This is a genomic window from Providencia lanzhouensis, from assembly GCF_050469745.1.
Classification (GTDB): domain Bacteria; phylum Pseudomonadota; class Gammaproteobacteria; order Enterobacterales; family Enterobacteriaceae; genus Providencia; species Providencia lanzhouensis.
Window position 1 is genome coordinate 1,288,255 of the sequence record NZ_CP174123.1, and the last position, 14,885, is coordinate 1,303,139.

Below are 14,885 nucleotides of genomic sequence, written 5' to 3' on the forward strand. Positions count from 1 at the left end.
AAAAATTGGGTGCCTATTTCACTAGGCTCTTAATCTTTTTGTACGATTAATCGACGGTTTAATTAATGGTTAGTAAATAAACAATCGGTTAATACACTGTCTAGCCATTAATAATGGTTTTATACGTAACAATCTGATTGGAAATAAAACTAAGATGAATATGAAATTCATTTTCAATCAGTTTTGCAATTTTATAAGTAATTTTTAAAAGTGGATTTTGAGTGTGAGAATCTACATTTTAGCAGAACAAAATGCCGTGATCATTATCTCAAAAGAGAAATATCCCCCATGTTTATCAGCTCACAGTGAATTTTGTAAAATTGTTAATGAAATTTAACTTAGTGCTAGCTATTACTGGTTTTCAACCATATTCATAAAATGATTATTCGACAAATTTATTTATATAAAAATACAAAACATTAAAACCGTTATCATGTTAATAAAAAATTTAACGTCAATAAAATGATCAATGACTTGAAAATAAAGATGGAAAAACCACGCTATTTCTTGGATGAGTTTCAACTTCATAATTAACGTAACATAATGATATTTATTGTATTTTTGTGATTGCATTAATTAATTAATAACGTGATTAATTTTTTTGGTTAATTAATGTTCTTGAGGAATATGTTAATTGTTTTAGGGGATTTAAGATTAGAAATAGAATACTTATTTTTCGTCACAAAAAATAATAAGAAAACGTTACAAAATATTTGTTAATTAATTGTTTTAATATTTATTTGATAAATTCAAATAAAGTTATTGATGCTAAAAATAAATGAAAACAAACTTTGATTTAGCTCAATATTTAATGACGGGAAAAATGAAGGGGAAAGTACTGACACTAATAATAGGTCAGTACTTTAAATCACCAATTAAGGTTGCATCCATCCTTTGCGAATGAGAGAACCAAATACGAGGTGGTAAAGACGAGTGATTGGCTGCTGAATAACACTGCCGCCCACAGCCCAAATCAGCTGAGATAAACCGCAAGAAATAGCACCTAAGATAAATGCACCAATCATGTCTAACGGCCAGTGAACGCCAAGATAAATACGAGACCATGCAATAACGATGGCAGGAACCATAAACACGAAGCCAACCCACGTTCTTAGCCAGAATAAGAAAGCAAAAACAAAGGTAAAGACGATAGTTCCATGGTTACTCGGAAAAGAAGGTGTTGCGTCGTGATCTAAGAAATTAGAACCAATTCCCATCACAAAAGGGCGTTCATGTGGCGCAAAAGAACCAATCAACCAAGAAATCACTAAACCAATAACAATGGCGTAAGCCGTTTTACAGGCAAAGGCACGTTGGCGAGTCATATTTGGCTGTGCACCCCAAAACCAGCATGCAACAGTAAATAGCGGAAAAATAAGGATCAAGCGTTTGGCGATCACCGTGGCTAACGCAATAGTACCACTTGCGGACTCAGGCGTTGCGTTGATCAGATTAAAAAGATCCAGATTTAGTTGTTCCAGCACGATCGGAGTACCTCGGACATTAGTTCTCAAGAAGACGGGACATAGCAATGGGAAGGGGGTGAATCAAGACACGCTCTAGACCTTGCTACTCAAGCTGACAAATTTACTTTTTGTTAAACATTAACTCAATCAATATTTGCTCAATAACAGTGATTTATCAGGGCAATGCAAAAGTTCTAGGCACAAAAAACCCGATAGCATGAAAGAATCAAATGGCTATCGGGCTCCTCAATATGGGGACATCAAAGAAAAGCAGTGGCACTAATTAAGACTACGGCAAAGGAGGAAAGTTCTCTCGGTGATCAGAAAAAGTGCAATTTTTGATGAAAATATTTTTGCATAGCACAAAAAGAAAAAATAAAGCCCCAAATGATAGGCTCATCTGGGGCTTTATAAAAGAAAATGTCTTGTAAGATTGATTACTTATACAGGCTCAGATTTTCTTTAGCGTATGCTTCAAAATCAGTGCAACCACCGATGTGTTTCTCATCGATAAAGATTTGAGGAACGGTTTCTACAGTTTTACCAACGGTTTTAGATAAGTCTTCTTTAGAGATACCTTCCGCTTGGATATCAACATAGCGATAATCGAAGTCGTCACGTTCATTTTTCAGTTTTTCTGCAAGTTCTTTAGCACGAACACAGTATGGGCAACCAGGGCGACCAAAAATAACAGTGTACATAATATCTCCTTAAATTTAGAACTCAGATTTTAATGACTATTCAGATACGAAATAATAATGCCCAATACTATGCCAACATCAGCTTCTAAATAAAAGTTGAATTTTCCTTTCATAGCTATAGGCAGTATATATAATTTGCTAGAGGTGGTGACGATACTGTCAGTATAAGGCAATAAAACGAAGGAAAACATCATGGAACAACAGCAAAAACCCACAAAAGAGACTAAAGGGACGATGCGCTCATTAGCGGATATGCCAAAACCCGTTCTTTTTCTTGAGGGTATCGGAATATTATTACTAATCACCGTATTACTTGCTACTAATGACTATATTACGCTGCCGGAATGGCTAGCCAGCTCTGGCGCGATTGTTTCTATGGTGCTGGTCGGGATGGGCTGCTTAATTCCGGCGATGATTAATATTATTTGGCGAGCCGTGCATGGTCTTACTTTTTTGGGAATTGATAATAAATCGGGTGGCGCGAGTCGTGACCGTCGTAATCAACCAAAAGAGACGACGCGAGATGATGATAAACCAGACGAAAAGTAGAGCAGGGCATGGTTTTACTGGTGTTTAGATTGGCTATGTGTGAAAATTGTCCGCTTTCTATTTGTTAGACTGAATGATTTGTTAGTATGAGTGCTTGGTTGGCATGAATATGGTTATTTTTGGTATATCGCTATTTTGAGTTGAAGAAGGTTATTGCTCATGGATTCTATTTGTTACCCAGATATCTCACAGCTGCGAGAGTGGCTAGACCAACTCAAAACGTCTTATTTCGAGTGTGATTCTTGTGCTGCTTTGCATCTCCCTCATATGCAAAATATTGATGGGATCTTTGATGCTAAATTAGACATTATTAATAATGTGTTAGTACTCTCAGCATTGGCAGAACTTAAACCTACCGCGATTATTACGCTGGTGGCAAATATTAGCCAAATTAACGCCAGTTCATTAACGGCAAAAGTTTTTCTCGAAATTAATAATGAAAATCTACCTAAGTTGGTGGTTAGCCAATCATTTTCGTTAGAAGCCGGAATTACTTATCGCCAATTTAGCCATTTCTTACAGCAGGCCGAAGAGCAAATTTCTGGTATTGTGTTTGAAATTTTCAGTAATAATCTACTGTATGCAAACCAAGATGAGTATGAAGAGTTAGAGTCGGATGATAATGATGACGACACTGAATCCGACCTTGATGATAAACCTTCTGTAATTATTCACTAAATACCCTATGCATTGTGAAAAATATTTGGCAGGAGAATGTCGCTCCTGTCAGTGGCTAGAATTATCGCCAGAACAGCAAATTGCCCGTAAACAAGATAATCTGCAATCGTTATTGCCTTCTTTGGCATCATCTATATTTTTGGCACCCGTGATAGGACCATTTGAAGGATTTCGAAATAAAGCCAAAATGGTTGTCAGTGGTAGCGTAGAAAAGCCAATTTTGGGTATTGTTAACCGTGAAGGTGACGCCGTCAGTTTAACGGAGTGCCCGTTATATCCCTCTGAATTTTCGCAAATCTTCGCGCAGCTTATTCCCTTTATCGCTAGAGCTGGGTTAACCCCCTATAACATTGAGCGTAAGCGTGGAGAGCTAAAATATATTTTGCTGACACAAAGCTGGCATACCAAACAATTTATGTTGCGCTTTGTCTTGCGTTCCGATAAAAAAATCGAGCAATTACAGAAAGCATTACCTTGGTTACAAGAAAAATTGCCGCAATTAGCCGTGATCACCGCCAATATTCAGCCCGTACATATGGCTATTTTAGAAGGTGAACAAGAAGTTATGTTCACTGAGCAACATGTGTTGCGGGATGAATTTAACCAAGTTCCTCTGTTTATTCGTCCGCAAAGTTTTTTCCAAACTAATCCTATCGTGGCATCTCAGTTATATCAAACTGCACGAGAGTGGGTAAAAGAATTGAATATCACTAGTTTATGGGATCTATTTTGTGGCGTGGGTGGCTTTGGTTTGCATTGCGCGGATAAGACGATCAAACTAACGGGGATTGAGATTAGTGCGCCAGCTATTGAGTGTGCTCGTCAGTCTGCCCAAGAGCTAGGTTTGCAGCACGTTGAGTTCCAAGCGTTAGATTCAACAAATTTTGCCACCAGCCGCCAAGATATTCCCGATTTAGTGCTGGTGAATCCACCTCGCCGTGGTATCGGTAAGAATTTATGCAATTATTTATCTGATATGCATCCTGAGTATATTCTCTATTCTAGCTGTAATGCCCAAACTATGGCGCAAGACTTTAAATTATTATCAGGATACGAAGTTTGCAAAATTCAACTGTTTGATATGTTTCCGCATACTGCACACTATGAAGTATTGAGTTTATTGAAGCGAAAATAGTGATTAAAATAGATAGGTTTGCGCCTATCTATTATGAATTTCTCCATATTTATCAATAGACAAATTACCTTTTGTGTTCTTTATTAATGGGAGATTTTCAGTAATAGTTGAAATCATTTTTTTAACGTCAGTTTCATTTGAATCGAGATTCCATTTTTTTAGTCCCTTATAAATGGTGATTTTGGTTATATTACTTATTAAGTCATGGCTTTTCAGTTTTATTTTGAAATTATTGGGTAATACTATATTTGCTTTATTTTTTATGAGTGCATTTTTTATATTAGTTTGAATATCTTCATCAGAAAATTCAGGTAAGCTAAGTTTGTTTTGACTGTTGGCTCTTTTATCAATTATGCGGACATTAAGTAATGCATGACCAGCATAAGAATGCTCAGTTTGATCATTGGTACTAAATTCATTAAAAAATTGAGATAATTGTTTGAAAAACCTGTAGCTATCTTCATCAAATAAAATGCCATTGTTTGGATCAAAAAATGTATATACTACTTTCTTGTTATTACTTTTGGCAGAAATAGCCATACAGTGGCCGATTGTTTCTACAAGAGAATAATAATAACCTTTGCTTTTTATTGATTCATCGATATCCATTTCTATATCAGCTAGTGTTTTTAACTCGCCATAATGATTGATATTTTGTCTATTTTCCAGTGGTTGTGTATTATCGTCGATTAATCCTGCGCGAATTTGTCTATCAACGGAGATTAGCCCCATTCTGTCTAACTCAAATTTTAAAAAGGCAATCAAAATTAAATGGGCATCATCTGTTGTTAACGGCATTCTATAGGATAATTTTTCTCTTATTGGTGCTATTTCTTCCTGGGATAAATGCAAGCAACTGGAGCAGTTTCTATCCAGTATTTTTTTTATAAAAAATACTAAATTGGCAAGGGAATCATAGCCAATGATAAATTTATCGGGGTCACTCAATATTTTAGTGATCTCAGGTAGTTGAAGTAAGTTAGCCAAATACACAATATTTTCTTCCTGAGCACTTATCTCTCTAAGTGTGAGGTTCTTTATATCGAATAATAGATTATCCAATGCAATAGTATTTGAATAATCTATTTGTTCATTGACGGCTTGGTGCATTAAAACATTAAATTCTGAGAGTTTGACATTTTTAATGAAATTTAAAAGATACTCATCGAGTGTATTTTGAGGCTCTTCATAATGGGCTAAAGTGTCAAAGGACTCATTTATCTTCTCTATATATTGCGTGCCACGGTTATTGTTCTCATACAGCAGAAAACAAGTGGAAAGACCACGGCAAATACCTGCTTGAATAGGGCTAATATTTGATACTTTGACAAGCTTATTCTGAAATAGATCGGGGATATTCGTTGCTATGTAATTAACAATAGGTTCTTGTTGAAAAGGAACGGAAAAATTAATTTGTGTAATCATCTCGATAGCCTTATTTAATCGGTATAATTTTGCAATGATTCATGCTACCAATACAAAAAAGGTCTATCTTTCAAAAAGCAATATAATATATAGAAATGATTTGCCATGTATGTTTTTCATACAAAAAAGCTTGGCATAAGACCAAGCTTTTTCATTTAAAAACAATCTGTTAACTTTTAGCTGCGATGTTCAAAAGCCAGTGCTTTACGCTCAATCAGACGCATAATTAACGTCAGAATCGCATTCACCACAAGATAGATAATTCCTGCCGCGACAAACGCCATGACATCCCATGTCTGCCCAAATACTTGGCTACTGTAGCCCATAATATCCAGCATCGTAATGGTACTGGCGAGAGAGGTACTTTTGAAAATCAGTACGACTTCGTTGGAATAGGATGAAAGTGAACGTTTAAACGCATAAGGAAGAATAATCCGCATAGTTTGCAGCTTATTCATACCCAGCGCTTGGCAAGACTGCCACTGACCTGACGGAATGGCTTTTACTGCGCCATGGAATAACAGTGTGGAATAGGCTGCACTGTTTAATGCTAATGCCACCATCGCACAAACCCAAGGCGTCGAAATAAACTCCCACAGCATAGGGTAATCTTGCAGTGACTTAAATTGGCTCGGGCCATTATAAATCAAGAAGAATTGCACTAATAACGGCGTACCCGTGAATAGGGTGATATACACCTTAACCGCTTGTGAAATGACGGGAGTTTTGAGGGATAAGATCAGCGTAAAGAAGATGGCTAAGATAAAAGCCACCAATAATGCACTGAAGGTCAGTGACAAGCTGGTCGGTAATCCCGGTAATATTTGTAGAATTAAATCGATCATTTCGCATCACTCCGTTCAAAACGCGTGGTGCGCAGTTCAATACGTTTTAGCACCAATTGGCTTAATAGGGTGATAGCGAGGTAAATCAGTCCCACAATAGCGTACCAAGTAAATGGTTCATGGGTACGATTCACAATGGTTTTAGTTTGTAGCATTAAGTCATTGACGCTAATTAAGGAGACTAACGCGGTATCCTTGAGTAACACTAACCATTGGTTACCTAAGCCGGGCAGGGCATGGCGCCACATTTGCGGCATGATATAGCGAAAGAAAATGGTGCGTTTGCTTAATCCAAGTGCTAATCCCGCTTCCCATTGACCATAAGGTACGGCTTTCAAGGCACCACGCAAGGTCTGGGAGGCGTAAGATGCATATAACAGCGCGAGCGCAACTACACCACAGAAGAATGGTGTGTAGTCAAATTCGCCGCTATCAGCAAAGAAAATGCTCGGGTCAATTTGGAAAGTACCTTGCCAGAAGCCTAAGTTAATGGCGATACCATCACCTAACAGGTTAATAAGCTGGAGAGTTCCAAAATAGACAAACAGCACCACCAGTAGTTCAGGTAAACCACGGATCAGCGTGACCCAGCAGGTTCCTAAAAAGGCGAGAGGTTTGAACCGAACAGATTCCCACGCGGTAAATAGCATCGCGAGAACCAATCCAAGGACTAGTGCTAAAACGGCAAGGCCGACGGTAATACCGGCGGCACTTGCTAAAAAGAATAAATCATTCATTAATTATATCGACTACTGTTGAAACCATTTTTTATGGATAGCATCGTAGGTGCCATCGGCTTTAACTTCAGATAAGGCTTTGTTCATTTTATCCAGCAACTCTTTGTTGCCTTTACGAACCGCGATACCTAAACCAATGCCAAAGTATTGTGGATCGGTCACTTTGTCGCCCACAGCCGCTAAGTTTTCATTACCTTTCGCTTTTAACCATTCATCAGCAACGGCTGTGTCACCGAATACCGCATTAATACGACCGTTTTGCAGATCTAAAATGGCAGATTGGTAGTTATCATAAGGGACAACCGTCATATCTTTATGTTGTTCCAGAATGTATTTCTGGTGTGTGGTACCGTTTTGTACCCCGATTTTTTTACCTTTTAACTGGTCAACGGCAGTAATCTTATCTTTTACTGCAATAAACTCAGCGGAGTTCGGATAGTAAGTTTCGGTGAAATCCACTTGTTGTTGACGCTCAGGGGTAATATCGATACCCGCCATTAACGCTTCAAAGCGACGGAATTTCAGGCTTGGAATTAAGCTATCAAAAGATTGGTGTGTGAATGTGCAGGTTGCATTCATTTTTTCACACATTGCATTTGCCAGATCTACGTCAAAACCTACGATTTGGTTGTTTTTATCAAACATTTCAAACGGGGCGTAAGTTGCTTCAGTTGCAAAACGGATGGTCTCTTTTTCCGCCGCCGCCGCAGATAGGGTTACAGCGCCTAATAATGTAGCTAATAATAATTTTTTCATTGCTTAATCCTATATCTATTAGTGGGACAGAATCTATTAATGGGATAGATAATTTGCAAATGCTTCGGTTTGAGGTGCAGCGAAGTGGCTAGCATCTCCTTGCTCTACAATATGACCGTTTTCCATATAGACCACACGGCTTGCGGTTTTACGGGCAATTTCAACTTCATGGGTCACGATAACTTGGGTGATCCCCGTTGCTGAAAGTTCACGAATAATATCCACCACTTGCGCTGTAATTTCAGGGTCAAGTGCGGCTGTTGGTTCATCAAATAACAGAACTTGAGGTTCCATCATCAAGGCGCGAGCAATCGCGACACGTTGTTGCTGTCCACCGGATAAATGCAGGGGATAACGGTCAGCAAATTGCGATAAACGTAAGCGCTCTAACAGCTTAGCGGCTTTTTCTTGTGCTTGCTGTTTGGATAGCTTCAAAACGCGGCATGGCGCTTCAATCAGGTTATCCATCACACTTAAATGAGGCCAGAGATTATATTGTTGGAAAACCATACCTACATTTTGGCGCAGATCGCGAATGGCTTTCGCATCTGGTGTTTTGGCAAAATCAAAAGTATGGTTGGCAACATTGAGTTGACCTGAACGTGGCATTTCTAGCAGGTTCAGTACGCGCAGTAAGGAGCTTTTACCTGCGCCACTTGGTCCGAGTAATACCATGGTTTCACCAGCAGAGCACTCTAAGTTGATATCAAAGAGTGCCTGATGGTTACCGTAGAAACAGTTTATGTTTTTTAATTGAATGCTCATGCTTACCAATAATATCTAAATTAACTACCCGCGATATTAATCCTGTAAGCATATTTATGCAATGTTTTATGCATAAAAATTTGGTTTTTTACGCTAAATTTATTCTGGCTTATTGGAGCTATCTTCCGCTATCGGTGCTGTCACAAGCTTTTTGTCCCGTTGAATAGCCAATTCACTAATACGCTTAGCCATGCCTTTAAAGATGAACAGATGAGCTGGCATCATCGCAAACCAATAGAGTAATCCGCTGAAACCCGCAGGATGCCACCATGCACGAACATCAATGGAGCGTAGGTTTCCACTATCATGAATAGTGAAAGTTAATCGACCTAAACCTGGTGCTTTCATACCAAAAAGTAAGCTAAGTTGTTTATTTGGTTCCATATTAATGACTCGCCAACCATCAACTTCATCACCAACCTGTAAGGTGTCACGATCAGGTCTGCCATATTTGACTTTATTCAACATCATATCGTCCATAATGGCGCGTGTTTTCCAAAGGATATTGGCGTAAAAATAGCCTTCTTTTCCTCCAATTTGCTGGACGGTATGCCAGAGCGATTCTGTGGATGCGGTGGTGCTAAAGGTAAAGCCCGCTTGTTTAGGATAGTAACCGTAACCCGGTCGCCAGCGTTTTCTCACCTCAGGATCATAACCCCAATCAGAGTTATCAATGGCACTGGCTTCTTCCGCTAATGTGGTTCTGACTGCATCATCAAATGAAATCAGCGTTTGCGGGATAAGCTCGCGAATGAGTTTATCGTCTGCAGGCAGATCGTGTTGTAAGCCTTGGATCAACTCTTTGGCAATAGTCGGCGGTACTGAAGTTATCAAGCTAATAAAGTGCACGGAGATCATGCTGACAGGGATTGGAATTGGAATTAACAAGCGACGCTTTCCAGAGACTTTGATAAAGCGCTTGAAGAGCTCTTGGTAGCTTATATATTCAGGGCCACCCGCATCTAACACTCGACTTTCTGTCACGGGAAGTTGGGCTAACTGGGTGAGGTAATACAGGATATTTTCAAGGGCAATTGGGGATGATTTTGAACGTACCCAACGAGGCGGCGTCAAGATGGCAAGGTTATACACCATATCTCGCATAATTTCGAAGGCCGCAGAACCTGAACCAACAATTATGGATGCGCGAATTTCAGTCACAGGAATACCACTTTCGCGCAGAATCTCCCCTGTTAAGCGTCTGGCAATTAAATGCGGGGAATAAGTATGCCCATGTTGCAGTGCGCTGAGATAAATCACCTGCTTGACGTTAGAGCCTTGCAGCGCATTTTGTACATTGCGTGCCGCTTCACGTTCACGTTCAATAAGATTGGCTTGATCCGCCATGCTATGAACGAGGAAGTAAACAATATCCACCTCGTCCATGATATTTTTCAGGGTTTCAGGCTGGTGTAAATCCACATAGATACAGCGAGTATCCGACCAACCTTGGGATAGCATCCAGTCTACACGTCGGGCGGCAGCAGTGACTTCATGACCTTCTTCCAATAATTTAGGAATTAAATTTTGCCCAATATAGCCACTTGCACCTAGTACTAAAACTCGTTGTTTACCCGTCATGTTAATTTCCTGTGATACCTAAATTAACGGCTATTGTGACTGAAATTCTACTTATGTAAAGAAGGCCATAAGGATTGGCGTAATTAGACTTAAAACGAAGCCGTGAACGATAGCCGCGGGGACAATCGACACGCCACCACTACGCTGCAATACCGGTAAAGTAAAGTCCATAGACGTAGAGCCACAAATTCCCAATGCAGTAGAACGATAGCGATTAATGATTAATGGAATCAACATGATGGCAGTCAATTCTCGCAATAGATCATTAAAAAATGCGGCGCTACCCATCACGGGACCATAGGCATCGGTAATTAAGATACCAGTGAGTGAATACCAACCAAATCCAGAGGCGATAGCTAACCCCATTTTGATAGGAAGCCCAAGGAAAAAGGCTGCGGCTGCCCCACCGATAAGGGCGCTAACCCCCATGACTAAGGCAATAGTCGTACCTCGGCGGTTAATTAAAATCTGTCGAATATGCATGCCACTATTACGCAGTTGTACCCCAACCAGTAACAGCAGCAACATTAGCGCCACTTGGCTGCCTTTATCCGCATAATGTAAGAATTTAAACCCCGTTAATCCTACTAAAAAGCCAATGAGCAAGACACCACACAGCTGCAAGGATTCAAATACCATTTTGATACGTGAAGGGGGCTTTTCTTGCTTGTGCTGCGGTACTTTCCACGGATCAAGTTTATCCAGGAGAATTAAAGAAAGCGCATTGAGGCCAAAAATGCAGGCGAAGAAGGTCAGGGCATAAATTAAGATGGACACTAAATGTGCGCTGAGGTTTTCAAGCAAAGCAAGGGTAATACCCATTAAAAATAAAATAACGTACACCATCGAATTTAAAGACTGATGAACTCGATGAAGAACATTTTTATTTTTTATAGGTATCAAGTAACCAAGAAACAGAGGTAAAAGAATAATCAGCAAGCCTGAATACATGTTAGTGCCCTTTTATTTCATTTTGTTTTACTGCATTAACTACACTAATTTATGCCAATATAAACAACAGATTATATTTAAAAATTCATGAACATAGCTATCGAAACATGAATAAATTTAACCTGTGATGCTAAATATCACGTGAGTGATAAATATTTTTCAATGGCTGATTAACTAAAAATAGGAGAAAAATGCTGGAAAATAAAGCATAAACATCCTATATCACCAACTAAATAAGCTCAATACAGGGACATGTATCGCAACGTGTTTTTTTTGTACTGTGTTGACTCGTATAGTAATTAATTGGCTTAATGAGTAAGCTTTTATTTGAGATAGTTCAGGTTGTTTCACGGATCCTTGAGTGGTCAAGATGTTACAATCAAACTCAGTTTTCGATAGCAAGGAGAGAGATATGTATCTGGAACGTGTGGAAATATACGGATTTAGAGGGATCAACCGACTTTCTTTAGAACTTAATAATAATACCGTTCTCATCGGGGAAAACTCATGGGGGAAATCAAGTTTACTCGATGCCTTAGATATTTTGCTCTCTCCCGAACATCGCGAATACCAATTCACAGCTAATGATTTTCACCATCCTACAGGGGATGATGAAACACGTTTTCGTACTTTGCAGATTGTCTTAAAGTTCTGTGAGAGTCGTCCTGGTCGCCATCATTCTTATCGTTTCCAAAATCTAGCTTCTGTTTGGGTCGATAATGGAGATGACTTAAAACATATTTTATTCCGAGTAAGTGCGGAGCTAAAAGATGATAACAGCGTTACGGTAGATAAGTGCTTCTTAAATTCTGGGGGTAATAAATTATCCCTTGATAATGTGGGTAAGTATATTAAAGAAATTGTCCGTTTATATCCCGTAATTCGCTTACGAGATGCGCGTTTCTTAAATAGTATAAACCCCGAGACGATAGTCAGCGGAAGCAACAATTTCCGTGAAAACTTTAATCATCAGATTAAAGAATTGACGATGGCGCTGGTGAATAATCCTGAACGCTTAAGTGATAATGACCTTGAAGATGGGGTGGACGCGATGCAGCAATTGCTGAGCCACTATTTTTCAGGGAAAAGCGGTCATATGGTGAAAACGGATAATCCAATGATTAGTATCGAGCCTCGTAAGCGGGGGTGGCAGGCATTGGATAATATTAACCGATTAATAGCGAAGCCGAATCAACGTAATATTCGCCTGATTATCTTAGGGATGTTTTCATCGTTACTGCAATCTAAAGGGAATATTGAGCTGGATAAACATGCTCGCCCAATTATTATTGTGGAAGACCCTGAAACACGGTTACACCCTATTATGTTGTCTATTGCGTGGGGGCTGTTTAGTTTATTCTCCTTGCAGCGGATCACCACAACCAATTCTGGTGACTTACTTTCCCAAGCGCCAATTGACAGCTTATGCCGTCTTGTCCGTGATACTAATAAAGTGTCTGCATATCGTTTGAACCCGCAGGATTTAAGTGCTGAAGAGTTACGTAAAATCTCTTTCCATATCCGCTTTAATCGACCTTCCGCATTATTTGCCCGTTGTTGGCTACTGGTTGAAGGTGAAACGGAAATTTGGCTAATGAGTGAATTTGCAAGGCAGTGTAATTATTTCTTCGAAACAGAAGGCATTAAGGTAATTGCTTTTGCACAAAGTGGCTTAAAACCTTTATTAAAATTTGCCAATAAAATGGGCATTGAATGGCATGTATTAACTGATGGGGATGAAGCAGGGCGAAAATATGCCGCAACGGCGACGCATTACGCCAACAAAATTAATTCGCCAGATAGAGACCGGTTAACCATGTTGCCTGCACCGGATATGGAACATTTTCTGTATCGCGAAGGGTTTCAAGGTTTGTACCATGAAATTGCAGAAATTCCTGAAAATGCTCGAGTATCCACTCGCCGCGTGATTTTAAAAGCGATTGCACGGACGTCAAAACCTGACTTAGCGCTGGCGACAGTAAACCGTGCCGCTGAATTAGGCCCTGAAGCTGTACCATTAGCTCTGAGAAATATGTTCTCAAGAGTCGCATGGTTGGCACGCGGTAAGGCGTATTAATATAAATTGCAGTTAATCTTAAATCTGTTTAGTGAAGAGTGATAATTATTCAGCTATCTTATTTTCAAGAGAGGGGCGGCCCTCTGATTGAAAATAGGAACAGAGTTAATGAAGGCAGCATCAAGAAAAAAATGGATTTATGGCATATTTGTCCTACTCGCGGCGCTGGTTACCGCATGGTTTTTTCTTGGTAACCAGCAACCAGAGAGCTACCAAACGGTTGATGTGACTCGTGGCGATCTCGATAAGCGGGTTATGGCGACGGGTAAATTAGATGCTGTACGTAAAGTGGATGTGGGGGCGCAGGTTAGCGGTCAACTGCAAACACTGTACGTTAAAGAAGGTGATACCGTTAAAAAAGGCGATCTGCTTGCCGTTATTGACCCGCAAAAAGCGCAAAACGAAGTCACTGAATCTCAAGAAACTATCCATGAATTAGAATCCAACTTGGCATTGGCTCAGGCTGAATTAAAGCTTGCACAAGTGACTTACCAACGCCATTTAAGCCTCTCAAAAGTACAAGCGGTGGCTCAGCAAGAGCTGGATAAAGCCAGAACCGATGTGGAAGTGAATAAAGCGAAGGTGGCCACGTATCAGTCGCAGATTAAACGTAATCGCGCCTCTTTAGATACCGCAAAAACGAATCTGAAATACACCCAAATTACAGCGCCAATGGATGGTATTGTGACGTTTATCAAAACATTACAAGGGCAAACGGTAATTGCCGCCCAAGAGGCACCAACGATTTTAACGCTCGCTGATTTGGATACTATGTTGGTCAAAGCAGAAGTTTCCGAAGCGGATGTTATCTACCTTGAGCCAGGGCAAAGTGCGTCTTTTACCGTGTTAGGCGCTCCGGATAAAAAATTCGCAGGAAAATTGAAAGATATCCTACCGACCCCTGAAAAAATTAACGATGCGATTTTCTACTATGCCCGTTTTGAAGTGCCAAACCCTCAACATCTTTTAAAGCTACAAATGACCGCACAAGTGGTGATTGAGCTTGAGTCCCATAAAAATGTGCTGCTCCTTCCCTTGCTCGCTTTAGGAAACGAAGTCACTCCGCAAGTTTATGAAGTGGAAGTTTTGAATGATGGGATACCGCAAAAGAGAAACATTGAAATTGGCAGTCGTAACGATGTTTCAGTGGAAGTGATTAAAGGGTTGCAAGAAGGGGATAAGGTCATCGTCGGTCGCAGCAGCGATACGGAATTGTAAT

14 protein-coding genes are annotated in these 14,885 nt (G+C 39.8%); 5 read left to right on the forward strand and 9 right to left on the reverse strand.

The annotated features are described in order from the left end of the window. Window positions 1–875: 875 nt before the first annotated feature. Both ybjG and ACIH2S_RS05905 read right to left on the reverse strand, forming a co-directional pair. Window positions 876–1,484, reverse strand: coding sequence for an undecaprenyl-diphosphate phosphatase (ybjG, locus tag ACIH2S_RS05900; RefSeq protein ID WP_108478970.1), 609 nt, complete (start codon window positions 1,482–1,484; stop codon window positions 876–878). A gap of 419 nt (window positions 1,485–1,903) precedes the next feature. Beyond that, window positions 1,904–2,167 carry a GrxA family glutaredoxin gene (locus tag ACIH2S_RS05905; protein WP_006657693.1) on the reverse strand — a complete coding sequence of 88 codons (264 nt, stop codon included), beginning with the start codon at window positions 2,165–2,167 and terminating at the stop codon, window positions 1,904–1,906. A gap of 192 nt (window positions 2,168–2,359) precedes the next feature. Here ACIH2S_RS05905 and ACIH2S_RS05910 point away from each other — a divergent pair, with 192 nt between their 5' ends. The 3 genes from ACIH2S_RS05910 to rlmC all read left to right on the forward strand — a co-directional run bounded on the left by ACIH2S_RS05910 (window position 2,360) and on the right by rlmC (window position 4,529). Beyond that, window positions 2,360–2,716, forward strand: coding sequence for a YbjC family protein (locus tag ACIH2S_RS05910; RefSeq protein WP_036951889.1), 357 nt, complete (start codon window positions 2,360–2,362; stop codon window positions 2,714–2,716). Window positions 2,717–2,875: 159 nt separating this feature from the next. Beyond that, complete coding sequence (locus ACIH2S_RS05915; RefSeq protein WP_036951887.1) at window positions 2,876–3,394, forward strand: YbjN domain-containing protein; 519 nt, start codon at window positions 2,876–2,878, stop codon at window positions 3,392–3,394. Window positions 3,395–3,401: 7 nt separating this feature from the next. Next, window positions 3,402–4,529: a 23S rRNA (uracil(747)-C(5))-methyltransferase RlmC gene (gene rlmC / locus ACIH2S_RS05920; RefSeq protein ID WP_196712269.1), complete on the forward strand. Its 1,128-nt coding sequence runs from the start codon at window positions 3,402–3,404 to the stop codon at window positions 4,527–4,529. A 24-nt stretch (window positions 4,530–4,553) separates the two neighbouring features. Here rlmC and ACIH2S_RS05925 read toward each other — a convergent pair whose 3' ends face one another. From ACIH2S_RS05925 to ACIH2S_RS05955, 7 genes are all read right to left on the reverse strand, one after another. Next, complete coding sequence (locus ACIH2S_RS05925) at window positions 4,554–5,954, reverse strand: hypothetical protein (RefSeq protein WP_108478968.1); 1,401 nt, start codon at window positions 5,952–5,954, stop codon at window positions 4,554–4,556. 176 nt (window positions 5,955–6,130) lie between these two features. Continuing rightward, complete coding sequence (gene artM / locus ACIH2S_RS05930) at window positions 6,131–6,799, reverse strand: arginine ABC transporter permease ArtM (RefSeq protein WP_036951879.1); 669 nt, start codon at window positions 6,797–6,799, stop codon at window positions 6,131–6,133. Then, on the reverse strand, window positions 6,796–7,536 hold the full coding sequence (gene artQ, locus ACIH2S_RS05935; protein WP_036951876.1) for an arginine ABC transporter permease ArtQ: 741 nt from the start codon (window positions 7,534–7,536) through the stop codon (window positions 6,796–6,798). Before artQ ends, artM begins: the two co-directional genes overlap by 4 nt. Window positions 7,537–7,548: 12 nt before the next feature. Continuing rightward, entirely contained in the window at window positions 7,549–8,292 is a 744-nt protein-coding gene (gene artJ / locus ACIH2S_RS05940) for an arginine ABC transporter substrate-binding protein (RefSeq protein WP_036951873.1), read from the reverse strand. A gap of 36 nt (window positions 8,293–8,328) precedes the next feature. Further along, the gene (artP, locus tag ACIH2S_RS05945) at window positions 8,329–9,057 is read right to left on the reverse strand and encodes an arginine ABC transporter ATP-binding protein ArtP (protein WP_036951870.1); all 729 of its coding nucleotides are present in this window, start codon (window positions 9,055–9,057) and stop codon (window positions 8,329–8,331) included. A gap of 99 nt (window positions 9,058–9,156) precedes the next feature. Continuing rightward, window positions 9,157–10,638 carry a DUF2867 domain-containing protein gene (locus ACIH2S_RS05950; protein ID WP_108478967.1) on the reverse strand — a complete coding sequence of 494 codons (1,482 nt, stop codon included), beginning with the start codon at window positions 10,636–10,638 and terminating at the stop codon, window positions 9,157–9,159. Window positions 10,639–10,689: 51 nt separating this feature from the next. Further along, complete coding sequence (locus ACIH2S_RS05955) at window positions 10,690–11,589, reverse strand: lysine exporter LysO family protein (protein WP_036951864.1); 900 nt, start codon at window positions 11,587–11,589, stop codon at window positions 10,690–10,692. 412 nt (window positions 11,590–12,001) lie between these two features. On the opposite strand from ACIH2S_RS05955, the gene ACIH2S_RS05960 reads away from it, so the two are divergent. Together ACIH2S_RS05960 and macA are read left to right on the forward strand one after the other, a co-directional pair. Then, window positions 12,002–13,666 carry an ATP-dependent nuclease gene (locus ACIH2S_RS05960; protein ID WP_036951861.1) on the forward strand — a complete coding sequence of 555 codons (1,665 nt, stop codon included), beginning with the start codon at window positions 12,002–12,004 and terminating at the stop codon, window positions 13,664–13,666. A gap of 108 nt (window positions 13,667–13,774) precedes the next feature. Continuing rightward, on the forward strand, window positions 13,775–14,884 hold the full coding sequence (macA, locus tag ACIH2S_RS05965) for a macrolide transporter subunit MacA (RefSeq protein WP_036951860.1): 1,110 nt from the start codon (window positions 13,775–13,777) through the stop codon (window positions 14,882–14,884). Window position 14,885 lies beyond the last annotated feature (1 nt).